Source organism: Arthrobacter stackebrandtii (assembly GCF_017876675.1).
Lineage (GTDB): Bacteria > Actinomycetota > Actinomycetes > Actinomycetales > Micrococcaceae > Specibacter > Specibacter stackebrandtii.
On the sequence record NZ_JAGIOI010000001.1, the window covers coordinates 1,677,220 to 1,702,388 of the forward strand.

21 protein-coding genes and 1 pseudogene are annotated in these 25,169 nt (G+C 63.8%); 5 read left to right on the plus strand and 17 right to left on the minus strand.

Annotated elements, in window-relative coordinates:
• Position 1 precedes the first annotated feature (1 nt).
• On the plus strand, positions 2-2,335 hold the full coding sequence (locus JOF48_RS07020) for a helix-turn-helix domain-containing protein (protein ID WP_209678885.1): 2,334 nt from the start codon (positions 2-4) through the stop codon (positions 2,333-2,335).
• A 9-nt stretch (positions 2,336-2,344) separates the two neighbouring features.
• Here the strand turns inward: JOF48_RS07020 and JOF48_RS07025 are convergent, their stop codons facing one another.
• Positions 2,345-2,515 carry a hypothetical protein gene (locus JOF48_RS07025; RefSeq protein WP_209678888.1) on the minus strand — a complete coding sequence of 57 codons (171 nt, stop codon included), beginning with the start codon at positions 2,513-2,515 and terminating at the stop codon, positions 2,345-2,347.
• Positions 2,516-2,633: 118 nt separating this feature from the next.
• The gene (locus tag JOF48_RS07030) at positions 2,634-3,845 is read right to left on the minus strand and encodes an aminotransferase class I/II-fold pyridoxal phosphate-dependent enzyme (protein ID WP_209678891.1); all 1,212 of its coding nucleotides are present in this window, start codon (positions 3,843-3,845) and stop codon (positions 2,634-2,636) included.
• Positions 3,846-3,936: 91 nt separating this feature from the next.
• Here JOF48_RS07030 and JOF48_RS19995 point away from each other — a divergent pair, with 91 nt between their 5' ends.
• The gene (locus JOF48_RS19995) at positions 3,937-4,587 is read left to right on the plus strand and encodes an aminoacyl-tRNA hydrolase (protein WP_209678894.1); all 651 of its coding nucleotides are present in this window, start codon (positions 3,937-3,939) and stop codon (positions 4,585-4,587) included.
• A 125-nt stretch (positions 4,588-4,712) separates the two neighbouring features.
• On the opposite strand, the gene JOF48_RS07040 is transcribed toward JOF48_RS19995, so the two are convergent.
• Entirely contained in the window at positions 4,713-5,837 is a 1,125-nt protein-coding gene (locus JOF48_RS07040) for a lytic polysaccharide monooxygenase (protein WP_209678897.1), read from the minus strand.
• Between the two features lie 392 nt (positions 5,838-6,229).
• Positions 6,230-7,489, minus strand: a complete 1,260-nt coding sequence (gene rlmN, locus JOF48_RS07045; RefSeq protein WP_209678900.1) for a dual-specificity RNA methyltransferase RlmN — start codon at positions 7,487-7,489, stop codon at positions 6,230-6,232.
• Between the two features lie 265 nt (positions 7,490-7,754).
• On the opposite strand from rlmN, the gene JOF48_RS07050 reads away from it, so the two are divergent.
• Positions 7,755-8,762 carry a YdcF family protein gene (locus JOF48_RS07050; protein ID WP_209684248.1) on the plus strand — a complete coding sequence of 336 codons (1,008 nt, stop codon included), beginning with the start codon at positions 7,755-7,757 and terminating at the stop codon, positions 8,760-8,762.
• A gap of 457 nt (positions 8,763-9,219) precedes the next feature.
• Here the strand turns inward: JOF48_RS07050 and JOF48_RS07055 are convergent, their stop codons facing one another.
• The 10 genes and pseudogenes from JOF48_RS07055 to JOF48_RS07100 all read right to left on the minus strand — a co-directional run bounded on the left by JOF48_RS07055 (position 9,220) and on the right by JOF48_RS07100 (position 18,173).
• Positions 9,220-10,467, minus strand: a complete 1,248-nt coding sequence (locus JOF48_RS07055; RefSeq protein WP_209678904.1) for a low temperature requirement protein A — start codon at positions 10,465-10,467, stop codon at positions 9,220-9,222.
• A 500-nt stretch (positions 10,468-10,967) separates the two neighbouring features.
• Entirely contained in the window at positions 10,968-12,056 is a 1,089-nt protein-coding gene (locus JOF48_RS07060; protein WP_209676708.1) for an IS110 family RNA-guided transposase, read from the minus strand.
• A 123-nt stretch (positions 12,057-12,179) separates the two neighbouring features.
• Positions 12,180-12,425 (minus strand): hypothetical protein, encoded by a 246-nt coding sequence (locus JOF48_RS20145; protein ID WP_425353734.1) that lies wholly within the window; start codon positions 12,423-12,425, stop codon positions 12,180-12,182.
• 138 nt (positions 12,426-12,563) lie between these two features.
• Positions 12,564-13,872: pseudogene (locus JOF48_RS07070) on the minus strand (ISL3 family transposase).
• Between the two features lie 90 nt (positions 13,873-13,962).
• A complete protein-coding gene (locus tag JOF48_RS07075; protein ID WP_281068046.1) occupies positions 13,963-14,589 on the minus strand; it encodes an IS3 family transposase in 627 nt (208 codons plus the stop codon).
• 16 nt (positions 14,590-14,605) lie between these two features.
• Positions 14,606-14,983, minus strand: coding sequence for a helix-turn-helix domain-containing protein (locus tag JOF48_RS07080; RefSeq protein ID WP_209678913.1), 378 nt, complete (start codon positions 14,981-14,983; stop codon positions 14,606-14,608).
• Positions 14,984-15,172: 189 nt separating this feature from the next.
• Positions 15,173-15,520: a heavy-metal-associated domain-containing protein gene (locus JOF48_RS07085; RefSeq protein ID WP_209678916.1), complete on the minus strand. Its 348-nt coding sequence runs from the start codon at positions 15,518-15,520 to the stop codon at positions 15,173-15,175.
• A 215-nt stretch (positions 15,521-15,735) separates the two neighbouring features.
• Positions 15,736-15,927, minus strand: coding sequence for a hypothetical protein (locus tag JOF48_RS07090; RefSeq protein WP_209678919.1), 192 nt, complete (start codon positions 15,925-15,927; stop codon positions 15,736-15,738).
• An 84-nt stretch (positions 15,928-16,011) separates the two neighbouring features.
• Positions 16,012-16,398: a DUF1304 domain-containing protein gene (locus JOF48_RS07095; RefSeq protein ID WP_209678922.1), complete on the minus strand. Its 387-nt coding sequence runs from the start codon at positions 16,396-16,398 to the stop codon at positions 16,012-16,014.
• A 26-nt stretch (positions 16,399-16,424) separates the two neighbouring features.
• Positions 16,425-18,173 (minus strand): pyruvate dehydrogenase, encoded by a 1,749-nt coding sequence (locus JOF48_RS07100; protein WP_209678925.1) that lies wholly within the window; start codon positions 18,171-18,173, stop codon positions 16,425-16,427.
• A 167-nt stretch (positions 18,174-18,340) separates the two neighbouring features.
• Between JOF48_RS07100 and JOF48_RS07105 the strand changes: the two genes are divergently transcribed.
• Positions 18,341-19,822: a mannitol dehydrogenase family protein gene (locus JOF48_RS07105; protein WP_209678928.1), complete on the plus strand. Its 1,482-nt coding sequence runs from the start codon at positions 18,341-18,343 to the stop codon at positions 19,820-19,822.
• Positions 19,823-19,925: 103 nt separating this feature from the next.
• On the opposite strand, the gene JOF48_RS07110 is transcribed toward JOF48_RS07105, so the two are convergent.
• The 3 genes from JOF48_RS07110 to JOF48_RS07120 all read right to left on the minus strand — a co-directional run bounded on the left by JOF48_RS07110 (position 19,926) and on the right by JOF48_RS07120 (position 23,598).
• Positions 19,926-20,891 (minus strand): type IV toxin-antitoxin system AbiEi family antitoxin domain-containing protein, encoded by a 966-nt coding sequence (locus JOF48_RS07110; protein WP_209678931.1) that lies wholly within the window; start codon positions 20,889-20,891, stop codon positions 19,926-19,928.
• Positions 20,892-21,136: 245 nt separating this feature from the next.
• Entirely contained in the window at positions 21,137-22,570 is a 1,434-nt protein-coding gene (gene xylB, locus JOF48_RS07115) for a xylulokinase (RefSeq protein ID WP_209684250.1), read from the minus strand.
• A gap of 74 nt (positions 22,571-22,644) precedes the next feature.
• Positions 22,645-23,598, minus strand: a complete 954-nt coding sequence (locus JOF48_RS07120; protein ID WP_342591177.1) for a sugar-binding transcriptional regulator — start codon at positions 23,596-23,598, stop codon at positions 22,645-22,647.
• Positions 23,599-23,724: 126 nt separating this feature from the next.
• On the opposite strand from JOF48_RS07120, the gene JOF48_RS19870 reads away from it, so the two are divergent.
• Positions 23,725-25,113 carry an ABC transporter substrate-binding protein gene (locus JOF48_RS19870; protein WP_281067964.1) on the plus strand — a complete coding sequence of 463 codons (1,389 nt, stop codon included), beginning with the start codon at positions 23,725-23,727 and terminating at the stop codon, positions 25,111-25,113.
• Positions 25,114-25,169 lie beyond the last annotated feature (56 nt).

The window sequence follows — 25,169 nt, forward strand, 5'->3', positions numbered from 1 at the left end:
AGTGGCTGAAGGGCTGTTAATCTTGCCCGCGATACGAAAAATAGAGTTAGTGTTTTGTCGTCAATCGAGGGGTGAAATGATGGTTTTTATGACTGCTCAACTTCCCCTGCCTGTGACGATGGATCCTGTTGCCGTGTCGGTGGGCCTGGCGGTGTCCCTGGTGGAGAACGATCGTGGCGGGGAAGTCTATATTCGCGGGCAACTGTGTGACGTGTGGGACGCCGAAGACGCTGCTGCACGTCGCTGGGCGGCAGTGAAATTGGTGCGTTTGGGTGCGGCTTCGCAGGAGCAGGTCGCGGCAGCTTTCGGAGTTTCCTCGGTGGCGGTGTGGAAATGGGTCCAGCGGGCGGCCGTCGGTGGCATTGCTGCGTTGGTGTCGGAAAAGAAGGGCCCGAAGAAGGCTTCCCGACTTAGTGACACTGTCATCGCCCGGATCGTGGAACTGCGCAGCACTGGCCTGTCCCAGCAGGCTGTCGGCGACATGGTTGGCGTCTCGGAATTCAGTGTCCGCCGCGCCCTGAAAATCGCTGCCGAACAAACTGCCACAGAAACAGCAGCCCTCGAGCCAGAACCCCTGGAACCAGCACCAGCACCACAGCCTGAGCTGCCGCTCTTTCCAGCCCCGGCACCCCGCACTGCTGAGCGTGCCGCCGCCGGCCTGCTCGAGGCTGCAGCGCCTTTGTTTGCCCCGGCCGCCCATGTTCGCTATGCCGGACTGTTTCTGGCGTTCCCCGCACTGGAAACCACCGGACTACTCGCCTGCGCTAGGCAAGTGTACGGGGCGTTGCCGAATGGTTTCTACGGCCTGGAAACGATACTGATTGATAGTGTGCTGCGGGCACTAGCTGGGGAAGCCCGGGCCGAGGGCGCGACCCGCTTTGACCCGGAGGAACTTGGGCGGGTGTTGGGGTTGGATCGGGCCCCGGAAGTAAAAACCATCCGCCGCCGGATCAGCCAACTTGCCGAAACGGGCAAAGCCGGGGAACTGATCGCTGCCCTCGCCAAACACCACTTGTCAGGTACCGGTTCCGGTGGTGAGGACCTGGCGGCGATTCTTTATGTTGATGGGCATGTGCGCGCCTACCAGGGCACGAAGAAGATCGGGAAGATCTACTCCACACGGTTGAAGTTCCCGGTTCCGGCGACCGAGGAAACCTGGGTCACCGACGCGCACGGTGCCCCTGTCTTTGTCGTCATGGCCGCGCCCGGTGCGTCCCTGGCCGCCGAACTCCGCGACCTCCTGCCGGAACTGCGCACCACGGTCGGGGACGAGCGGCGGGTGCTGGTCGGCTTCGACCGCGGAGGATGGTCCCCCGCCTTGTTCAAGCACATGGATGCGGCTGGTTTTGATGTGCTGACTTGGCGCAAAGGCACCACCAAAGACATCGAAGAAAAGTTGTTCGCCCAGGTGTCCTACACCGACGAACACGGTGAAGAGAAGACTTGGTCGGTTGCTGACACGGTCGTTGACCTGCCCCTGAACACCACGAAGAAGACCGGTGAAGTCTTCAGTATCCGCCAGATTAGCCGGATCGTGGGCACCACCGGTGGTGGCACGAGGCAAATTCATATCCTCACCACTGACCGGACCATGAGCGCTGGGGAGGTCGTGTATCGGATGGGGAATCGGTGGCGGCAGGAAAACCAGTTCCGCTACGCGCGCATGCACTTCGCCCTCGACTCACACGACTCCTACACCAGCACCGATGACAACGAGGACCGTTTGGTGCCGGAACCGGCGAAGGCCCGCGCCTACCAAAAAGTTGTCGCCGCCCGGCGCCACCACGCAGAAGCAGCAGCCATAGCTGATCTGAACCTGTTGGCATTGAAAACCCCGACCGAGGGCACCGATGAAATCACGGTGACCAGTGCCATGCACAACCACGTCATGGCACCAGTATGGGAAGCAGAAAGTGCTTTGGTTGCTGCTGAGAATGTACATCAAAGCATTCCGGCGAAGATCCGCCTCGGTGACCTGAACCCGGGCCAACAAGTCCTGGATATCGAGGTGAAACTGATCCACACCGGGATCCGGATGGCCGCCTACAACACGGCGATGACGATCGCCAGAGAGATCCGTACCAACACTGGCTACCGGCGCGCGAACCAGGAAGCCCACGCCCTCATGCGTCAGATGTTCAATCAGCCCGGTGACGTGAATACCACCGACCCCGGCCATCTCACCATCACTCTGGACCCGCTACCGACCAAGGCCAAAACTGCGGCCGCCGCTCAGCTGTGCGAGCACCTCACCGCCACCGAAACCCGCTACCCCGGCACCAATCTCATCCTCAAATACGCCATCAAAACCAAGGCCTCGGCTCTCATCAAATAAATCGTGATGTCAGGAGCCCTGGTCCTCCAGCCCCGAGACGGCCCGCATCAAAAAACACACCAGGCATTCATTGGGGTGCGGCGTCATGAGGCTGCCGGCCAGCTGCCAAAACTCCCGGTCCTCCCGATCCTCCGGATCTTCCATACCGTCGTCGTCAGCGCTGAAGTCGTAGTCGTCCATGCGTTTTCCTTTCCATGGTTCAACCATGGCGGGCCGAACACGCACGCAAAAGGGCGGCTTGGGGAATTGTGGACCACCGCCTCGCCACGCCCGGCTGTGGAGGAACGAACGGGCCCGCTCAGCCTGCGTGGGCGCGCTGGAACCGTTCGATTCGCGCCATGGCCGAGCTGACGGCGTCGTACCCGGCGGCAAAGCTCAGGCGCACGGTGGCTGTCCCGCCCACCCCGTCAAAGTCGGTGCCCGGCACCAGCGCCACGGCCTCGGATTCCAGCAGCGCGGCGCAGTATTCACGCGAATCCGCGAAACCGGCAAGGGCGGGCCCCAGGTTTGCGTAGTAGTAGAAGGCGCCGTCGGCCGGGGCGGCGTCCGTCCAGCCCAGATCCGCAACCTTGCCAAGAATGTAGTTGCGGGTGCGGGAGAACTCGGCCACCCAGGCGTCCGCCTCCGCATACGACTCCCCACTGAACGCCTCCACGGCCGCCATTTGGGCCGGCGCCGGCGGGCACAGGGCCACGTTGCCGGCCAGCGCGTCCACGCCGGGCAGGAGGTCGTCGGGTACAAGTGCCCAGCCGAGCCGCCAGCCGGTCATCCCCCAGTACTTTGAAAAGCTGGAAATTACGACGCCGGACTGGTCCAGTTCCCAGGCGCAGACCCCCTTGGGGTCGGGGTTCCGGGGCGCCGGGTAGGTGATGCCGTGGTAAATCTCGTCGCTGATCAGGCGCACCCCGTGCTCGCCGCACCACTGCGCCAGCTCCGCCAGTTCCTCCCGGGACACCATGGTGCCGGTGGGATTGGCGGGCGAGGCCAACATCAGTCCCGCGAGCGGACCATGCTGGGCCACAGCCTGCCCAAGGAGCGCGGGGGTGGGCTGGAAGCGGGTGTCCGCTCCGGCGTCGAGCTCCACCACCTCAATACCCAAGGCCGTGAGGATGTTTTTGTAGGCCGGGTAGCCGGGGCGGGCGAGGGCCACCCTGTCACCGGGGTTGAAGGCGGCCAGGAAGACCAGCATGAAGGCGCCGGAGGATCCGGTGGTGACTGCGATGTTGCGGGCGGGAACGTCCAGCCCATACCAGCGCTTGTAGTGCCCGGCGATGGCCTGGCGAAGCTCGGCGATCCCGAGCGCCGGCGTGTACGTCAGCGGCGTCCCGGCGGCATGGATGGCCGCGGCACGGGCGGAAACGGCGGTGGGCGCTCCCCCGCTGGGCTCGCCCGCACAGAGGGAAATGACGTCGCGACCGGCTGCGCGGAGGTCGGCCACGCGCTGCAGGATGTCCATGACGGCGAAGGGCTGCACACTGGCGCGGGCGGCGACGGCGAGGGGTGGGCGCATGGGAACTCCTTGGGTGGCGGCGGAATCAGGCCTCAAGCAGCCTTGGGCTGGACTCCAGCTTGCCACACGCCGCTGCCGATACCCTTGTGGGGTGAGTGAATATACCGAACGTGCCCGGGGAGAATTGATCCAGCCCATCATCTTGTATGTGGACCGCGAGGAGCCGGCCGGCGAGCAGCATGGCATTGCTGCGGCGGCGCTGGCGTCCGTGCAGGCCTACCTGCAGGACCCCGCGAATCCGGACTGGCGGGTGTGGGCATCGGAGGCGTTTGGCAAGACGGTCCGGCGTGCCGACGCGAAGATGTTTGCCAAGGTCCGGGCGGCATTCCCGGAGGCGGTGCTGGCGACGGTGGGTGAGGGATCCGCCGTCGGGCTGCCGCCCATGCCCGCAGATGCCCTGCCCAAACTGCTGGCCAAGCTGCAGGTCTCCGGCACGGCGTTGCCGCCCGGGGTACCACTGCCGCCTGCGCCGCTTTCCATTGTGTTGAACGGCTCGCTGGGGATGTCCACGGGCAAGGCCTGCGCCCAGGCGGCGCATGCGCTGTTTGCCTGGCTGGTGGAAGCCAAACCGGCCGTGGTGGAACAGTGGGTGGCCGACGGTTTCCCCCTGGGCGTGCTGGACCTGCCCGCCAAGGAGTTCCGCAGGGGTGCGCGGAAGGCGGCAGGGCCGGTGATCCGGGACGCCGGCCGGACGGAGATTGAGCCGGGATCGACGACGGCGTATGTGACCCTCTCCCGTTAAACAGGATCGAGCCCTGCCCTCAGCGTTGAGCTGCGCGTCTCCAGCCGCTCATATCAACACCAAGGGCAGAACTCGATCCTGCCGGGGCCGGCCAGCCGGCCCCGGGTCAAGCTACCGGACTGGGACTAGCAAACGCCCAGGTCCTTCCAGACGCCATACTTGTCCGTGGCACCGGGCTCGTCGCCCTGGGTCCACCACTTGGCTTCCCAGTTGTGGCCGTTGCTGGAGATCTGGTCTCCGCCGCTGTAGATGTTGCCGGCAACCCAGGGTGCCAGGCCGCATGCAGCAGGGTCGCCGGGGGTGGCGGAGACCGTCGGTGCCACGGACGGTGAAGCCGTGGGTGCGGTGGCGTCGGCGCAGGGGCCCACGTATTGCCAGACACCGGAGGCATCCACCAGGTTGGGGGCGTTGCCCACGGTCCACCACTTGGCCTTCCACACATCGCCGTTGTAGTTGACCTCGTTGCCGCCAACATACGTCTGGAGGACGTTCCATGCCGCGGCATCGCATACTTCACCTGCCGGGGGGACGGTCGGCTCCGTGGTGGGGGCTACGGTCGGGGCAACCGTGGGCTCCGTCGTGGGCTCAACCGTCGGCTCAACCGTCGGCTCAGTCGTGGGCTCAACCGTCGGGGCAACGGTGGGAGCAACCGTCGGCTCAGTCGTGGGCTCAACCGTGGGTTCAACCGTCGGGGCAACCGTCGGCTCAGTCGTGGGTTCAACGGTGCCGGTCTTGGTGACGTTGACATCAAGGCAGTTGTAGAAGGCGTTGATGGTGTCGGCAACGTTCCAACGGGCCAGAATCGTGTGCTCGCCCTCGGGCAGATTGGTCAGGCGGTGGGTTACAAGAGCTTCCGGCTTTGCACCATTGCTCTCCACCGTCTGGATCAGCTTGCCGTCCAGGAAGTACTCCCAGCTCGCCGTTGCGTGGCGGGCCGTGATGTTCCAGTTGATGTCAACGTCGGTGCCGATGGTCTTGACCGGCCAGGGCAGGGTGTCGTCGTTGAGAATGGCATAGTCGACGTTGCCGCCGCTGCATTCCATTGATCCCTTGGGCGCTTCCACGCTCTGGGGCTCGTACTTGAGCTTGCCGCAGTCGAAGGACAGGGCCCCTGCCGCGCAGCTGTCTTGGCGGCTGGGCGGATCGGTGACCCAGCCATGGGCCGAGGCGCTGCCAGCCAATGCGACAGGTGCGATTGCCGTGGCGGCAAACACGAGTGTCAACATGCCTGCCTGAAGTGGCTTCTTCAAGAAATTCTCGCTTCGTGTGGGGAACGGGTGGCCGTCATAAGGTGAGCGGCCCGTCCGAAATTTCCGGACCGAGCAACCACGCTAGCCAAAATCGCCTGCCGCTGTAATGAGGGAAACCCCTTAGCGGACCTACGTAGGGACCCATTCATGCCTCCCACGGAATGCTTTAAAAACCCCGCAACGACGCCGGAAGCCGGGCTTGGCGGGGCTCCCACCCAGGGCGGCACACACCTGCACTGACCGCGCAAGTTTCGCCTATGTGACGACGCCACCCCGCGCACGCGCCCGCCAGCCACCCTTAAAAGCCAAGGACGACGGCGGAACCCAGGTTCCGCCGTCGTCCCTCAGACAGTGATTCTTCGGCAGGGCGCTCAACTGGCGCCCGCCCGGCGCTACTCCGTGGCGGCGAGCTGCCCGCAGGCGCCGTCGATTTCCTTGCCGCGGGTGTCGCGCAGCGTGGTGGGCACGCCGTGCTCGATCAGCGTGTCAATGAATTCCTGCATGACATGCGGCTCGGAGGAAGTCCAGATGGAGCCGGGTGTGGGGTTCAGCGGGATCGGGTTCACGTGGACCCAGCCGCGGCCGCGCTGGTTCAGCTTCTTCGCGAGAAGTTCAGCACGCCACGGGTGGTCGTTCATGTCCTTGATCAGCGCGTACTCAATGGAAACGCGGCGGCCCGTGACCTTGTAGTAGTTGTACGCGGCGTCAAGGACCTCATCCACCTTCCACTTGTCGTTGACCGGGATCAGCTCGTCGCGCAGCTCGTCGTCCGGCGCGTGCAGGGAGAGCGCGAAGGTGATGCCCAGGCCCTCCTGCGCCAGCTTGTTGATGGCCGGCGCCAGGCCCACGGTGGAAACCGTGATGCCGCGGGCGGACATGCCCAGGCCCTCGGGGGCTTCGGCGACCATGCGGTGAACGGCATTCATCACGCGCTTGTAGTTGGCCAGGGGCTCGCCCATGCCCATGAAGACGATGTTGGTGACGCGCTCGGCGTCGTGCCCGCCGTCGCGGCGCAGGTTGCCCAGGCCGCCCTCGGCGATGACCCGGTTGGCCTGCACAATCTGGTCCAGGATCTCGGCCGTGGACATGTTGCGGGTCAACCCGGCCTGGCCGGTGGCGCAGAACGGGCAGTTCATGCCGCAGCCGCACTGGCTGGACACGCACAGGGTCACGCGGCCGGGGTAGCGCATGAGCACCGACTCCACGAGCGAGCCGTCAAAGAGCCGCCACAGGAACTTGATGGTGTCGCCGTTGTCCGTGGTGAGGCGCTTGACCTCGGTCAGCAGCTTCGGGAACATCGTCTCGACGATCTCGGCGCGGCGGTCCTTGGGGAGATCGCTCATCTGCTCGGGATCGGTGGTGTAGTGCTGGAAGTAGTGCACGGAGAGCTGCTTCGCGCGGAACGCCGGCAGGCCCATCTCCTTGAACTTCGCCTCGCGCTCGGGCAGTGTCATGTCAGCCAGGTGCGCCGGCGGCTGCGACACGCGCGGGGACTTGAACTGCAGCAGCGGCCGTCCGCCCGGGTCCTTGGCCTGCTTCCAGCCCTCCGTGGCAGGCATGACCTGCGCCGCACGGCGGACCGGGCGCGTCTTCGAAGCGATCGAGGCGGGTGCGTCGACGGCAGGGCTGGGGGCGTTTTTGGGGGAAGTCATCCTTTCCATTGTCCCTTAGTTGGCCGGCTATGTCCCGCCGTGGCCGCCAAGATCACATTTGTGCCCCTGCCGTCCCGTCGCGCACAAGGCATGCACGACGGCGGCACCCCCTTCCGCAGGCTGCTCGGCCTGCGTCGTGGCTGCGCGGGCGGCCGGTGCCGGCGCGGCCCGGGGCAGCTGCCCCCGTGGTTGGACCGGGGGCACAGGACACTCCTCCCCTGGTGCCATGCGCAGCCGGCAGGCCAACAACTAGGCTGAATGCGTGATGTCACTCTTCTTCGCTGCGGCCCTCGGCTGCTCCTATGTCTACTTGCGGCGCAAGGACCCGCGGATGCTCCGCAACGGCCTCGTCCTGGTGGCCGCCTGCTGGTTTGCGGCGGTGGGCGCGCTGGATGTCCTTTCGCAGTGGTTCCCGTGGACCAGCTGGATCACCCTTGCCCTGTTTGCCCTGACCCCGCTGGCCATTGTGGTGCTGGCCGGATTTTTGATCAGCAATGGAGCAACCATGATGCGTCATGAAGGGCGGAGCCTGGGCAACCTACTCTCCCTCATCGCCGGCGTCGCGCTCTTGGGACTGCCGGCAGTGGCCCTGCTGCTGGTCACCACACTGAACCCGGTGGCGATTGGCATGGCCGCGCTGCTGTTCTTTTTGTGCAGCTACTTCGGCGTGGTGTTTGTGGTGTTCCTGGCCTATGCCGTGGTTTACGGCAGGATGAAGCACAGCACCACCCCGGACGCCGTGGTGATTCTGGGCTCGCAAATCATCAACGGAAAAGTTCCGCCACTGTTGCGGTCCCGGCTCGACAAGGGCATTGAGGTGTACCACGCAGTCCCCTCCGCGGCGGCTCCCCTGCTGATTCCCTCAGGCGGCCAGGGCGCGGACGAGGCCATGCCTGAAGGGGTGGCAATGGCCGAATATCTGGTGGCCGCCGGGATTCCCGGTGAGCATGTGGCGGCCGAGGACCAGGCCGTAAACACGGCACAGAACCTGCAGCTCTCCACCGTTGTGGCCCGGGCCCATGGCAGGACCGGCGCCATGGTGGTGGTGACCAACAATTACCATGTACTGCGCGCCGCCCTGCTGTCGCGCAAGCTGGGGCTCGACGCCCAGGTTGTGGGCTCTCCCACCGCACGGTATTTTCTGCCAAGCGCATTTCTGCGCGAGTTTGTCGCCATCTTGCAAGAACACAGGAAACTGCACGTGTTCATGTGCCTGCCATTTCTGGCCCTGACAGGATTGCTGACTGCAGCCATCGTGCTGGTCAGCCAGTAGTCGGCAACAACTGAAGCGGCCGGCGCCCAGCCCGGGTGAACTGCACCCCGAAAGTTGGACTCGGTAATTAGGAGTCTATGGGGCCCGGGGATGATCCGTACGGGAATTCACGCTAAGGGGATCATGTGCTCGGAGTGCATCGTTTGGTTCCCCATCATCGGGTTACTTCTCGGGCAGGGTATAGGGCAATCTGACACCTGCAGAAGTAAGGTTTTTCGAAAATTCCCGAAGCTGTCTGCATGTGCTCCGGTGAACGACCGCGGCTTACGGGAAACTAACGGGACGGCGTTTCCCGTACGACAACTCCGGCTACCCGGGTGGTCTTTCAGTTCGGGAAATTCGGCGTCCCGGTTGACTGTTCAACAGATCAAGAATGCTAACTTCGATGACAGGGCCCTGCCCATCGCTGAGGTAGTCAAAACTGAATCTACGAAAAGTAGCCCGGACTATGGTGGTACTAGCTCGCCGCAGATTCCAGCCGTTGGATAGCCACTGCCCTGCCCTTGTGACTACTTCGTTCGTCGAAGGCGATTACCAACCCCAGAACAATCATCATTTCAAGCATGCACAGTGATACTGGCACGCCTGCAGCTGCCATTCCCACGCCCGCTCCGAGGCCGGCTACGACGAATGCCGCGACCCATACGAAGCTGCGGTCCACGCCCAACAGAGACGTATACAGGGACGTAAGCGAAATCTGGAAGATAGCGATGGGTATCGCAATGGAGGCTACTGCGATGGTTGCGCTGATGTGGGTTTCGTGGGCGATGAAGTACGCAGCAACGTGGAGTCCGGCGCCTGTTGCAGCAATCGCTGCGAATACAGGCATGTGCCAGTATCCGAATCTCGGGCCTCGGTCCCGTCTGGCGTGGAGGGCCTGGCCGGAAGGCAATACGAAGTAAATCCACCACATTGCGAAGGCTAAGCCAGTGCCGCTCAATCCGACTAGTGCTGTTTCAACGCTCCACCCATCGATGGCCACGATCGCACGAAGAGTCTCGATGGCACCGAGCAAGCATTCACCCAAGGCAATGATGGCCAGGAGGCCGAATCGTTCGGCCATGTGGTGTGCATGCCACGGGGTCCCGGTTCCTTTTCGTTCTGCCGTGTAGGGGATCATCACTTCAAGGATGAACAAAGGAGCCGCCATGGCAAGCATGGTGGGTATGTTGGCATCGACCAACAACACGGCAACCCATCCGACCTGAACAATGGCCAGGTACGCGGCATACCGCAGGCACACCTGACGATGGGCGGGGTCTTGGCGGGCGGCGCGCAGCCACTGGAAGATTAGGGCCACCCGCATGATGATGTAGCCGGCCACCATGGTGGCGTTATCGACATGGTTGCCTTCAATGATCGAGTGGAACAATGGCTCAATGCCCATGGCCAAGACCAGGACACCCACCATCTGGACCATGGTCACGAGACGGAATACCCAGTCATCAGTGTCGTATGCGCTGGCGAACCAGGAGAAGTTAATCCAGGCCCAGATAATGCAGAACATCGCGAAGGCGAAGGCGAGGAGCCCGGGCCAGACGTGAGCTTCCGCTATCGCGTGGGCAAACTGGCTACCAGCAACGCCAAAAGCAATAACGAAGGTCAAATCGAAGAAGAGCTCCAGAGGAGTCGACGCACGGTGCTTTTCGTGAGGATCGCGGCCACCCATGCGGGACAGGGTATGGCGCAGGGGATTCGTGGACATGAGCGGAGGACTACCTTTACACCGGAGACAAGAGTACGGATCTGCAATGCCTAACCCTCAATACGGGCGAAATGAATCCTGCGGATCACCCAGTTACTATACTGCGAAGTCTCAGCCATTGAGCCTTGACCACTCATGAATAGCTGCACCGATGTGGCACCGAACTGGGCCGAGATTGCATCAATCTCGGCCAAGTCCGGTGTGATGAACTGACCCCAGGCCCACGAGGGCTATGCTCGACCGCCCCAAGATGGACAAATATGAGGCTGAAAGTCTTCTTTGTCCAGGCACCTCAGCCATCAAGAACCATCTTAAAAACGACTCACGTCCCGCGTTGGCCCTACGGGAACAGGTATGTCCAGGGCTGAACTTCAGCGCGAATTTCCGTTCAGATCATCCGCGGACCCCGAGTCTACGCAGCCAGTGCTTGTGATCGATATTCCATTGGGCTCAGACACTCAAGCGTCAACGAGATTCGCTCATGGACTCTTCTATATCTGTCAAGCCGCTTCCTGCACCTTTGTCGCCTGAGCCGCGGCAGTCAGAATCCTGAACACCCGACGGGCCAGATAGCGCTTGATGCAACGTCGGATTTCTTTGTCGGTCTTACCTTCGGCACGTCGTTTCTCGACGTAGTCGCAGGTTTCAGAGTCGTAGGTCATCCTGGTGATCGCGGCCATGTGAAGAGCACTGTTGAGCCTTCTATCGCCTCCACGGTTCAGCCGATGCCGAACGGTGTTCCCGGACGATGCGGGGATGGGATTCACGCCGGCCAGACAGGAGAAGGCAGCCTCGCTACGGACCCGTCCCTCGTGCGACCACGCCACCAGACATTTCGCCGCGGCGACCGCCTGGAATCCCTTCTCCTCAAGCAGGGGCGCGGCTTCGCTGACCTTGACCAGCTCGTCCAGCTTTTGCTCGTTGGACTCCAACTGCTCACCGAGGTCCAGGATGTGTTTGGCGAGGCGGACCGCCTCGGAGCGGGCGATACTCAAAGCCAGTTCTTCCACGCGTTCACGCCAGCGTGAGATCTCCTCGATCTGGACTGGGGTGAGCTTCCTGCGGGCATCAATGCCGAGATTGTTACTTCGTACCAAAGCGTTCAATGCGTTGATCGAACGGGTACGGCCCTTGGTCATGGACTCGCGGGCGGTGACCAGGATCCGCAAGCCTTGGCGGATCCCTTCATTCAAGCGGGGGCAGCGCAGTTTCTCGACCGGCAACGACAGCACGGCCATGCCCATCCGGTGGGCGTCCAAGGCATCGGTTTTACCGACACCGCGGTTCTTCTTGGCATCCATACGAGGAGCCTCGGTAACGGGGAATCCATGGGCGGCTACGGTACCGGCGAGGATCGCTCCGTAGGACGCGGCTCCCTCGATAACCCAGAGGGTATCGGCGTCGGCGTTGGTGCGGCGTGCGACCCATTTGATGGCGCGGTTGATACCGGCCGCGGTAGTCGGGAAAGACTGCGTATCCAGCAGTGCGCCATTGGTGGCGTCAAGGATGGCGTAGACGTGGTTGCGTGCGTGAGTGTCGACACCCACGACAAATGGGTGGCAATGAGAGACGATAGACAGAGCGGTCACCGTGCTTTTCCTTTTGTGATGGACTTGGTTGGTGGCCGTTGACGGCCGGTACAAGTCCGGGTAGGAATCACTACGGAACAGAACTGTGAGGGGTCACGCCCGTGAGGGTGGACAATCTTCTAATCAAGCTACCGTGGTGGGCCGGACGGGTACCGGCCGAACCATCCTGGTAGACGGACAAGTCCACAAAAGGACACCATGAGGGTCAGTTGTACCAAGGGTCACGCCTGCAGTGTGGAGCGGCCGGTAACTATCCTGCCAGCCAGTCCCAGACCAGCTAAAACAAGTCTCACAGTTGTACCAGTGGATGTAGTCTTCCAGCTCGGTGACGAACCCACTGGCATCGGTTAAGTTTTGGCGGTGGAACATCTCCTCTTTCAAATGTCCGAAGAAGTTTTCCATCACCGAATTATCTAGGCAGTTACCCTTTCGGGACATGGATTGGGCCATGTTGGCATTGCTGAGAAGTTTTTGCCAGCTGGTGTGCTGGTATTGAAAACCGGCTCTTCAGATTTGAGGGTGTAGTTTTGGTCTGAATCCGCCGGATTCCAGCAATGCCCGGGCGACATAGATTGGTGAGATTGCGGAAGCCGAGGGCAGATCCGCGGAGGTGTTCCAAACGGCCATTGATCGCTTCAGTTGGGCCATTGGAGGTTCTTGGGTGGTCGAAGTATGCGAGGATGTCGGCTGCCCTGCGTTTGAGTGTTCCGCCCATCTTTTTCAACTCTTTCAGCGCGGCCGGAACGCCGGTACTGAGGGAGTCAATGAGTGCCTGCATGAGCTTCTTGCCCTGGACCGGGTCTTTCTCCCGGTAGGCGGAGATCATGCGTTGATATGCGCCCCATGTTGCTTCGACCTCGACATGCTTCTCGTCGGCGAAGAGGTCAATGATGCGTTGCTGTTGCTTCTCGGTCAGCAGCCCGTCCCCGGTATGTAGCGTCAGCCGGGCTTTGTAGAGTGGGTCTCCGGCCCGTCCACGGTGTCCGCACGTGTCCTGCTGTACCCGGCGCCGGCAGTCATCGAGCGCGTCCCCGGCAAGACGGACTACGTGGAACGGGTCCATGACCGCAACAGCTTCGGGGAGCTCTTCGGCGGTGGCACTTTTGAAGCCGGAGAACCCGTCCATGGCCACGACTTCCACCCCGTCCCGCCACTGCTGCGGGCGAGCCTGTAACCATGTAGCGAAGACCTGTTTGGAGCGGCCCTCGACCATGTCCAACAGCCGGGAAGGGCCCGTCTTGTCACGGGCCGGGGTGAGGTCGATGATGACGGTGACGTACTTGTCCCCGCGCCTGGTGTGGCGCCAGACATGCTCGTCAACACCGATGATCTTGACCCCGTCGAAGCGGGTGGGGTCATTGATCAGGACCCGTCGCCCTTCGGCCAACACGGCCTTGTTCGCGGTATTCCAAGACACGCCCAGCCCCTCGGCGACACGGGCAACAGTGAGGTGCTGACAAACAATGCCTTCAAGCGCCCACACCAGGCCGCGTCGGGAGAGCTTTGACCGTGGCTCAGCGGCTTCAGCGGTGTCTTGCCTCCAGACATGACCGCACTCGGTGCACTTGTAGCGGCGGATCCGCACGAGCAAAGTCGTTGGTCGCCAGCCGAAGGGTTCATGGCCGAGTTCCCGCGTCACGGTGTCCCTCGGAATACCTTGGCTCCCGCACTTGTGGCACCACTCGTCCGTAGAAGCCACCTGGCAGGCAATCACGGCACGATCCGGGGCAAGGAACTGTCCGGTCGCTTGCAAACCAAGGCCGTCAAGACGGCAGAAAGTAGTCAGGTCAGGGCATTGGAAGGTAGCGTTAAACACGAGGGCCTTGCTGTAGAAAACGAGATCTAGACAATCTGATTCTCTACCAAGGCCCTCACCTATCCCGAACCAACTTCCCCGCCCCGGCTCTCACGCGCACCAACCCCGACTACACCCTGCATTCGGAAGAGCCTGAAAACCCTGATCTGAGTGCATCATCGGGGTCTCACCCGGGGCCAGGGTCCCGATCGCCTCGATGAGTGATTCGTTGGTGAACGCCGTGTTTGGAGATTCGGAAACCGAGTAGGCAACGATAGAGCGGTCGAACAAGTCCAGCACCGGTGAGAGGTAGACCTTGCGCTCAGCGATTTTGAACTCGGTCACGTCGGTCACCCATTTGGTGTTCGGCGCCGCAGCGTTGAACTCGCGTTTGAGCAGGTTGTCGGCGATCCTGCCGACCTGGCCCTTATAGGAAGAATATTTGCGCCGAGTGCGGACTTTGCAGACCAGGTTCTCCTCACGCATCAGCTTCAACACGGTCTTCCGTGCGATCTGCTCGCCTTGGCGCGTCAGGACTGCGTGGACGCGTCGGTGTCCATAGCGGCCTCTGGCACCGGTGAAGACTTCGTGGATCTGGGCTCGAAGCTCAGCATGACGGTCAGGCTTCTTCAGGGCCGCTTGGCGGTGGAAGAACGTAGAACGAGCCAGACCAGCTGCCTGTAGCAACAGGGGCAGAGAATGGGATGCCTTGAGGGCAATCACGGCGCCAACTTTCAGCGCCGTGGTTAGTTCCTCAAGGCTCGTACTTTTTTAGGTAAGCATTCTCCGCCAGTAGACGTTGATTCTCGTGACGCAGCTTCTCCAGCTCGCTGACTTCGCCCGATGAGGTGGCAGGGGCAGATTTGGGTCGCCCCTTGGCCTTGGGTCGCAAACCGTCTTCGCCATGGATTCGATAGGTGTGGATCCATGTGCGCAAGAGCGTTGGAGAACTGAGTTCGTGCTTGAAGGCTATCTCAGGCTGGGTTCCTTCACCATTCAGGAACTGACGAACAATCGCGAGTTTGAACTCGAAGCTGTACACCGGTTTGGTCGGTTTACTTTCCAACATTGCTCTACCCCAAATCATGAATCGTTCCCGAAGAATCCGGGTGGCCTTGGCGCTGACGTTCATTTTGGAGGCTACAGCGTAGTACCCGAATCCCTCCTCGAAAAGATCAAGGGCGGCTAACCGCTGAGCGGGGGTCAAGGAACTTTGTGGACGCATGAAAATCTCCCTGGAATTGCTGGAACTGAATTATTCAGTCCAACTTTCGGGGTGCAGTTCAGGGAGGGGCTGGCGCCGGCCGCTTCGAAACGCCGCTTAGGCCGAAACTTCTGCCGGGTAGCCGGCGGCAATAACGGCCGCAGTGACAGTCTCGGGGCTGACGTCGCCTGCAACACTCAGGGTTGAGGTGCCTCCGTTGACAAGTGCCACGGATGCGGATTCGACGCCGGCCAGCCCGGCCACCAGAGTCTCCACCTTGCGCACGCAGCTGCCGCAGGTCAGGCCCTGCAGGTCAAAGTTGATGCTGCCTGCCACATCCGGCGCCTGGACCGCGGTGTCCTTGGCGGAGCCGCAGCCGCAGGAGGAATCCTGCACGGGGGCAAGTCCCAGTTCGGTGGCGTTCGAGGTGTCGGCTGTCTTGGTTTCTGTAGTGGAGTCACACATGGTGTGGCATTCCTTTCAACGCAGGGTAATTGGACACGTTGTGGGTTGAAGGGAACGTAATGGCTTGAGGCGCGTGGCCCGGCCGGGACAAACCTATGTCACTGACAACAACTCAATAATACCCCCTAGGGGTATGTGCTGGGAAATTGGCCGCACGGTGGGCCTGCAGCGGCGGGCGGGCGCCGCCGTCGCGCCTGAGAAACGTGCACAAGGCGTCAGTCAACAAACTCTGACTGGGTCACAATGAAATCCCACTCCCGCTGCGTCAACGTGCCTCCAGTGAGACTGCCGCCGGCGCCCTCCACGGCCTCCGCCACAAAGTCCGGCACGGATTCCGACTCGTTGTTTTCGCGCAGCCACTGCTTGGCCGGCAGTTCCATATTGATCCACCACAGGTGAATTTCCATTTGGGCCACCCCCTAGGATGCCCCTTCACGCTATGCCTGTTCGAGTGGCCGGGCAATGGCTTGCAGGCAGTTTTCGCGGTGCGCCTAAATGGCCAGCCAGACGGTCAGCAGCACGACCGCCACCAGCGGGAACGCCAGCTGCACGGCAGCGGCCCGCACCTTGTTCGGCGCGGATATCAGCAGGACCAGGCCGGCGGCAAGCATGGATCCGCAGCCGGCCAGCACCAGCGCAGCCCCGACGGCGTGGTGGCCGGTGGTCGCGGCCACAATGCCGGCCACAGCCACAATGGCGAGAAAAAGGTTGTAGAAGCCCTGGTTGAAGGCCAGCTCCCTGGTTGCGGCAGCCTGCTCAACGCTGGTTCCGAAGGTTTTGCGGGTGGCCGGCAGCGTCCAGCGCAGCGATTCCAACACAAAAATGTAGACATGGACGAGCGCTGCCAGGCCGGCGAAAACAAGTGCTGCAGCGAGCATGGGGGTTCCTTCCCTGACGTTGGGCCTCAGCCGCGCGGAATGTTGCGCAGGTTTGAACGGGCCATGCTGACGGCCTCGCCGGCGCCCCTGTTCAGCACAATCTTGGACATGGCCGTGGCGAATCCCACCACCTGCCCACCCTTGATCTTGGGCGGGATGGAGAGGGCATTGGGATCGGTGACCAGCTCCACCAGGGCCGGCCCCTCATGGGCGAAGGCCGCCCGATACGCGTCGGCGATATTGGCGGGGTCGGTGACCCTGACGGCGTGAAAGCCCATGGCTGCGGCAATGGCCGCATAGTTCACGTCGGGAACATCCACACCAAAGTCCTGCAGCCCGTCCACCAGCATTTCCAGCTTCACCATGCCAAGGGTGGAGTTGTTGAACACCACCACCTTGACGGGCAGCTTCTGTGCTGCGGCAGTGATCAATTCACCCAGCAGCATGGACAGTCCGCCGTCGCCGGAGACGGAGATGACCTGCCTTCCGGGATGGGCGGCCTGCGCGCCGATGGCTTGCGGCAGGGCGTTGGCCATGGAGCCGTGGAGGTAGGAACCGATCAGGCGCCGGGTGCCCAGGGGGTTGATGTAGCGTGCTGTCCAGACGTTGCACATGCCGGTGTCGGCAGTGAAGATGGCATCGGCTGCGGCGATTTCATCCAGCAGCGACGCCGCATATTCGGGGTGGATGGGCACCAGCGCATCGGCGTTGCGGGTGTAGGCGCCGACGGCCTTGTTCATCAGCTTGTCGTGCTTTTTCAGCATTTGATCCAGGAACTTCGAGCTCTTCTTTGCCGCCACAAGCGGCAGGAGGGCCTGCAGGGTTGGCAGCACGTCGCCATGCACGGCGATGTCAACGTCGGTGCGCCGGCCCAAATGTTCCGGGGCCCTGTCGACCTGGGCGGTGCGGGTGGCGGGAAGGAATTGGTCGTAGGGGAAGTCTGTGCCCAGCAGGATCAACAACTCGGCACCGGCAATGCCCTCCGCGGCGGCCCCGTAGCCAAGCAGGCCAGTCATGCCAATGTCGTACGGGTTGTTGTGCTGGATAAAGTCCTTGCCGCGCAGGCTGTGGCCAATCGGAGCCTTGACCAGTTTCGCCAGGGCAAGCACCTCGTCGTGGGCGCCCTGGACGCCGGCACCGGCAAAGATGGCCACCTTGTCAGCCTTGTTGATGGCTTCGGCCAGCTCCGCGACGCTTTCTGACGCCGGGACCAGGCTTGCAGGCCGCACGGTCCGTTGCAGGGGCGACGGCGCGGTGGCGGGCAGACTCGCGATGTCGCCGGGCAGCGTCACGACGGCCACGCCGCGCAGGCCCACGGCGTGCGAGATGGCGTTGTGCATCACCCGCGGGGCCTGGTCGGAGGTGCTGATCAACTCGGAGTACACCGAGCACTCGTCAAACAGCCTGTCCGGGTGCGTTTCCTGGAAGAAACCGCTGCCGATTTGCACGCTGGGCAGGTGCGAGGCGATCGCCAACACCGGGGCACCTGTGCGGTTGGCGTCATAGAGACCGTTCATCAGGTGCAGGTTGCCCGGCCCGCAGGAGCCCGCACATACGGCCAGCTCGCCGGTCAACTGGGCTTCCGCACCGGCCGCGAAAGCAGCCGCCTCCTCGTGGCGGACATGGATCCAGTCGATGCCGCCGTTGGCTGAGCCGCCGGTCTTCCGCACCGCGTCCACCAGCGGATTCAGGCTGTCGCCCACAATCCCGTAGATGCGCCGCACACCGGCGGACTGCAATTGTTCAATGAGCTGGGTGGCAAGTTCCTTGGCCATGGGGGCCTTCCTGCAGCAGAGTCCTTTAGCGGATACTGGCCAATATAGCCCCCTGCGGCCAGCGGCGCAGCGATCGCACGGCCAATCGGCAATTCGCTCATTTGAGAAACGTAGTTCTGCTCATTTGATATGGTGGGACGAAGATCACGTCGCCCAAGGAGCGCAGCATGCCGCAACTCAACGCAGAGACCCTGACCCATTTGCCGGAATCCGTCTCGATTCCCAACTACGACCGCGCGGCGGTAACAACGGGAATCGTGCACTTTGGGGTGGGCGGCTTCCACCGCGCGCACCAGGCCATGTACCTGGACCGGCTGATGAACGCCGGCCAGGCTCTGGACTGGGGCATCTGCGGTGTTGGCGTGCTGCCCCATGATGCCAAGATGGCACAGGTCATGGCGGAACAAGACTGCCTTTACACAATGCTGCTGAAGCACCCCGACGGCCGCCGCGAGGCACGGGTCATCGGCTCCATGACCGAGTACCTGTTTGCCCCGGCGAACCCAGAGGCCGTCATTGAAAAGATGGCCTGCCCGGACACCCGCATCGTCTCGCTCACCGTGACGGAGGGCGGCTACAACTTCCACCACGTCACCGGCGAGTTCGACGCCGAAAACCCCGACGTCCTCCACGACTTGACGCCCAACGCGGCCCCCCGCACCGCGTTCGGCCTCGTCACGGAGGCCCTCTCCCGCCGCCGGGCCCGCGGCATTGAGCCGTTCACCGTCATGTCCTGCGACAACATCCAGGGCAACGGCGACGTCGCGAAGAAGATGTTCACGGCGTTCGCGGAACTGCGCGACCCGGATCTTGCCGCCTGGATGCGTTCCAACGTACTGTTTCCGAACTCCATGGTGGACCGGATCACCCCCGTCACCACCGATGAGGACCGCAGCGCCATCGCCAAGGAATTCGGCGTCGTGGACCAGTGGCCCGTGGTCTGCGAGCCGTTCGAACAGTGGGTCCTCGAGGACCACTTCACGCTGGGCCGCCCGCCGTTTGAGGACGCCGGCGTGCAGGTGGTGGACGACGTCGAGCCCTACGAACTCATGAAGCTGCGCCTGCTCAACGCCAGCCACCAGGCCCTCTGCTACTTCGGCACACTGGCCGGCTACACCTACGCGCACGAGGTCGCCCAAGACCCGCTGTTCGTGCAGTTCCTGCTCGACTACATGGACCTCGAGGGCACGCCCGCGCTCTCCCCGCTGCCCGGCGTCGACCTCCCGCTCTACAAGCGCACGCTCATCGAGCGCTTCGCCAATGAGCACGTCCGCGACACCCTTGCCCGCCTCTGCGCCGAGAGCTCGGACCGCATCCCCAAGTGGCTGATCCCGGTGGTCTGGATCAACCTGAAGAACGACGGCGGGATCTCCCGTTCCGCCGGCATCGTCGCCTCCTGGGCCCGCTATGCCGAGGGGACGGACGAGGCCGGCGGGCCCATCACCGTGGTTGACCGGCTCAAGGAGCCGCTCATGGCCGCCGCGGCCCTGCAACGGGAGGACAAGCTGGCGTTCCTGCGCAACCGCGACGTCTTCGGCGACCTCGTGGACAACGAACGCTTCACGGAGGCCTACCTGCGCGCCCTCGACACCCTGCACACCCGCGGCGCCCGTGCCGCCGTTGCGGAATTGGTGGCACTGGGCCGGTAGCGCCGCCAGTTCGCCACCCAGCCTTCGCCGAGGACGTGGCAGGCTGGCGATTGTAGGGGAATTTTCACCCGCGGTCGCCAGCCTGCCACGTCCTGGGCGGGCGCTACTTCAATCGGAGGCTGGCTGCGGCAATGGCGGCCAGGATCCGCCGTTTCAGCAGCTCCGGGTTGTCCAGATCATTCCACTCAACCCGAATGAACATCCAACCCTCCTCCATCAGCTCGCGCTCCCGCTGCCGCTCCTCGTAGATGGCCTCGTCGGTGCGTTGGTAGTTGAAGTACTTGGTCTTCCCGTCGAATTCCAGGGCCAGCTTGATGTCCTGCCAGGCCCCGTCGACGCGATAGTTGTTGCCGGCGGCCCGCAACCAGACCTGATAGTCCGGTTGCGGGATGTCCATGTCCGACACCACCAGGCGCATCCGGGTCTCGCCGGCTGATTCTGAGCCCTTGTCCAAGGCCCCCAGCACCCGCCGCGCGGCCCTGACGCCCCTATGCCCGGCCATCCCATCCAGCAACTGGAGCATGACATCAAGGCGCGCACCGCGGTGCAGCCCGGAATCCCCAATAATCACTGCAGTGACAAAATCCTCGGTCCGCGCACAATCCACAATCGTTTGCTCAAGCGAGGTCACCCTCACCTGCCCAAACTTTCCGTGTGTAATGCGCCGGCGCAGCTCCGGAGCCAGCGTGCGGCGGTGCACGCGGACACCCGGCACAGCACTGTCGCCGGCAAGCGCAGACTTCGCACTCACATGGACAACCGGGCCGCCGTTCCAGACGTGAAGCCCCCACAACCGAGCCGCACTGAGGTGGCTGTACAGCGCCTTGGCCTTCGTGGCCTGGCAGTGCGCAAGCAGCCGCAGCATGTCCTTCTGGGACGGATACTGGTTCTCCCAGTCCGTTCTGCGAATGTACACGCCGTGCCGGAGACGGACGAGCAGGCCGCATTTCACGCCCATGGCCAGGCGCCGCGGCCCCAACCCGGCACTTGAGAGCTGTGCCGTGGTGGCAGAAGTGAGGCCCGCCGGCCAGTCCCGGTCAAGCCTCGACGCCAGTGCTTGAATGTCCATGCCTCAAGCCTTGTCCCGCTTGGGCGCGGATTCAATGCCCTCCGCACCGGCTGTGGATAACCCCGCCCTGTGGATCCGGACCGCCGAGGACGTGGCAAGTCGGCGACTGTGGGGGACATTTCACCTACAGTCGCCAGCCTGCCACGTCCTCGGCAGTTGCCCGGCCGGCCTGCCACGCCGTCGACGCTTGGCCGGTCAGTTGAGAGCGCCGGTCGGAGTGCGCCAGTCGGAGTGCGCCGGCCGTCCTACACCCCGTAAACGGTTCTCCGCGCAGAGGAGTACCGCCCGCGCACTGTGGCACCCCATCCGCCGTCGGGCATGAAGGACTCCTCGATCCGCCGGCCCCACACCGGCAGTTCCCCGGTGGCGGCCCAGGCGGCCTGGCGTGCGGCACCGAGGGCCACGTATTCGCGCTGTTCGGGGACGTCGACGGGCACCCCAAATACGGTGGCGGCCGCCTCGCGCAGCGCCCGCGACTTCGAGCCGCCGCCAATCAGCAGCACACGCTCCACGGGCACGCCGAATGAATGCAGCCCGGCAAGGGCGTCGGCCAGGGAATTCAACACGGCCAGCACGGAGGCGCGGGCCAGGTTTTCCGGCGTCATGTTGGCCCGGGTCATGCCCGTGAGCGTGCCGGTGGCGTCGGGCAGGTTGGGCGTGCGTTCGCCGTCGAGGTACGGCAGCAGGGTGAGGCCCCCGGCATCGGGCGCGGCGGCGAGTGCGAGCCGGTCAAACTCGGCCAAGTCCACATTGAGCATGGCCGCACCGGCCGCCATGACGCGGGCCGCGTTGATCGTGGCCAGCAGCGGCAGGTGCCGGCCGGTGGCGTCAGCGAAGCCCGCCAGCTGGCCGGACGCGTCCTGCACCGGTTCCTCCGAGACGGCAAACACGGTGCCCGAGGTGCCGATCGAGACGGCCACCTCGCCCGGCGCCAGCTCCAGCCCCAGCGCGGCCCCGGCGTTGTCCCCCATGCCGGCACCAACGACGGCGGAACTTGCGCCCCAGCGTGGCAGGAGTTGCCCGGCGCTTGCGTTGGGAGCGAGCACCTCCGGGAGCGCAGGCACGGAGCCGAAGTATTCCTTGAGCAGGTGGGGCCGGTAGGTGTTGGCCACCGGGTCAAAGTAGGCGGTGCCGGAGGCGTCGCTGCGGTCTGTGGACCAGGTGCCGGTGAGTTGGCGGTTCAGCCAGTCGTGCGGCAGGCCCACGGTGTGAAGCCGGGCTGCGGCGTTCGGCTCCGAACGGGCCAGCCAGGCCAGCTTGCTCAGCGTGAAGGAGGCAACCGGAACCACGTTCACGGCCTCGACCCAGGCCTTCGCGCCGAAGTCGGCAACCATGGCCGCGGCATCATCGGCGCTGCGGACGTCGTTCCACAACAGGGCGTCATGGACTGGTTCGCCGGCGCTGTCCACGGCCACCATGCCGTGCTGCTGGGCGGCAACGGACACGCCGGCGACGCGGCCGCCCAGCGCATCGATGCCGGCCGCGGCCCACGCGTCCCCAAGCGCAACGGTCCACACCCCGGGGTCCACGGCCGTCCCGTCCGGATGGGCCGCCGAGCCCGTGGAAACCTGGGCCCCGGTGAACAGGTCCACGGCAACCACCTTGCAGGACTGGGTGGAAGAGTCGATGCCAACCACGACGGAGCCGGCGGCTGCCGAGACGGCAGAAGACGGACTCACAGATGCCTGGCCAGGCGTCGGCGGGCGGGGCACCTGGGCGCCGGCCGCCGTCGCGCCTTCCCCCGAAGCAGCACTCACGCGGTGGCGCCTTGGGTTGCGGCGTGGGATTGCAGGGCAAGCGCCAGTGACTCGTCCAGGACCAGCGTGTGCACGATTCCGGCGGCGATGCAGGCCCGGACGGCGTCGGCACGGGCGGCCCCCTGGGCCACGGCGATGACGCGCGGGGTGCCCTGCAGCTGTCCGACCGTGACGGAAAGTGTGCGGGCATCGAGCTCGGCAGCAACCGCAGTGCCGTCGGCGGCGATGAGCCGGCCGGAGCATTCGGCCACGGCGCCCCTGGCGATGCCGTCCTGCCGGACCGCGTTGTCCACGCGCTCCCAGACGGTGGAGAGGTTGGGGGCCCAGGCGCCAATGGCCACAACGGCCAGGTCCAGGGAGTCGGCCTTGCTCATGGCGTCGGCGATTTCCGGCTGGCGCCGCAGGCCGGACGCCGTGGCGGCACTGTCAACCACGAGGGGAGCCCACATGGGCCAGGTCCGGCCGCCGCCCACACGGCCCAGGCGCTGGATCAGTTCCAGGGGATTGCCGCCGCCGGCCGAGGGCAGTGCACCGGCCAGTTGCACGATGTTGCACTTGGGCAGTTCCGTGACGTGGCGGGCGGCGAGGTCCAGGGTGCGGGACCAGGAGATGCCGATGGTCATGCCGGTGCGGGCCGCGGACATGAGCTCTCCGGCGACGGCCTGGGCCTGGAGGTCGCGCTGGCGGAAGTCGTCGTCGACCGACTTGACCACCACCACCCGGTGCAGCCCGAGGCGATCGGCGAGCGCACCGGCGTCGACCTCCACGGCGGCGCCGGGGCGGCGGATTTCAATGTGGACGATGCCCTCGGCGCGGGCCTCGTCGAGGAAGCGGGCCACCTGGAACCGTGAGATTCCGTGTTCGTTGGCGATCTCCACCTTGGAATGGTTGTCCAGGTAGTAGGCCTGCCCGATGCGGGCAAGCAGCTCCTCGTGGGTAATTTCCGGCACGGCGCGCCTTCCTAAAAAGAAACATTTGAGCGACTGCTCTTGCTCAAATGAGTATATATGACTAGAGTCACTTAACAAATGAGCAAGATCATGTTCTCAAATGAGCAACGAGATTGAGAGTGACCAATGAAGTTCCCACCATTTCGCGCCGCAAAGGCGCACCGGCCGCGGCCCGGCAAGAAGGCTGCCGGCTGGATGGCCCTGGCCGCCGCCGCAACCCTCACCCTGGGCGGCTGCGCTCCGGCCGGTGCAGCCCAGGACACCCTCGTGGTGGCCATCGTTGCCAACCCGCAGATGAAGGACGCCATCTCCCTGCAGGATGACTTCAAGGCCAAGCATCCCAACGTCAACGTGAAGTTTGTGACGCTGCCGGAGAATGAGGCCCGCGCCAAGATCACCGCGTCGGTGGCCACCGGCGGCGGCGAGTTCGACGTCGTCATGATCTCCAACTATGAAACGGAGATGTGGGCGGCCAACGGCTGGATTGAAAACCTTCAGCCCCTCGCGGACGCCACCCCCGGCTATGACACCAAGGATTTCATCCCCACCATCAAGGACGCGCTGAGCTACCAGGGCGACATGTATTCGGTCCCGTTCTACGGCGAGTCCTCCTTCCTTGTGTACCGCGAGGACCTGTTCAAGGAAGCCGGCATCACCATGCCCAAGCACCCCACCTGGGACGAGATCGGCACCATCGCCCGCAAGCTCAACGACCCCGCCAAGGACTTTGCCGGCATCTGCCTGCGCGGCCTGGCCGGCTGGGGCGAGGTCATGGCCCCGCTGGACACCGTCATCAACACCTACGGCGGCCAGTGGTTCGACATGGACTGGAACGCCAAGCTGGACTCACCCGAGGTCAAGGCCGCCGTCACCGACTATGTGGACCTGCTGCACGACGCCGGCCAGCCCGGCGCCGCGACCAGCGGCTACGGCGACTGCATCACGCGCTACAGCCAGGGCAAGGCGGCCATGTGGTACGACGCCACGGCCATGGTTTCCAGCATCGAGGATCCCGCCTCCTCCCTCGTGGCCGGCAAGTCGCAGTACGCCCCCGCACCCGTGGAGAAGACGGAGTCGGCAGGCTGGCTCTACAGCTGGTCGCTCGCCATCCCCACCACCACCAAGCACAAGGACGCCGCCTGGGACTTCATCTCCTGGATGACCAACAAGGACTACATCAAGCTGGTCGGCAACAACATCGGCTGGGAGCGAGTTCCCCCGGGCAGCCGCCAGTCCACCTATGAGATTTCCGAATACGCCGCCGTCGCCAAGGCCTACGCCAAGCCCACCCTGGACGCCATGTACAGCGCCAAGCAGGCCACGTCCATGGTCAACCCCGTCCCCTATCCCGGCCTGCAGTTTGTGGCCATCCCGGAATTCCAGGACCTCGGCACCCGGGTCAGCCAGCAGATTTCCGCCGCCATTGCCGGGCAAAAGTCCGTCGGTGAAGCGCTGAAGCAGGCCCAGCAGTATGCAGAGCCCATCGCCGCGTCATACCAAGAAGGAGGCAAGTAGTGGCTACCACCCTGGTTGACAAGCACAACCTCAAACAGCACCAGCGCCGCACTGAA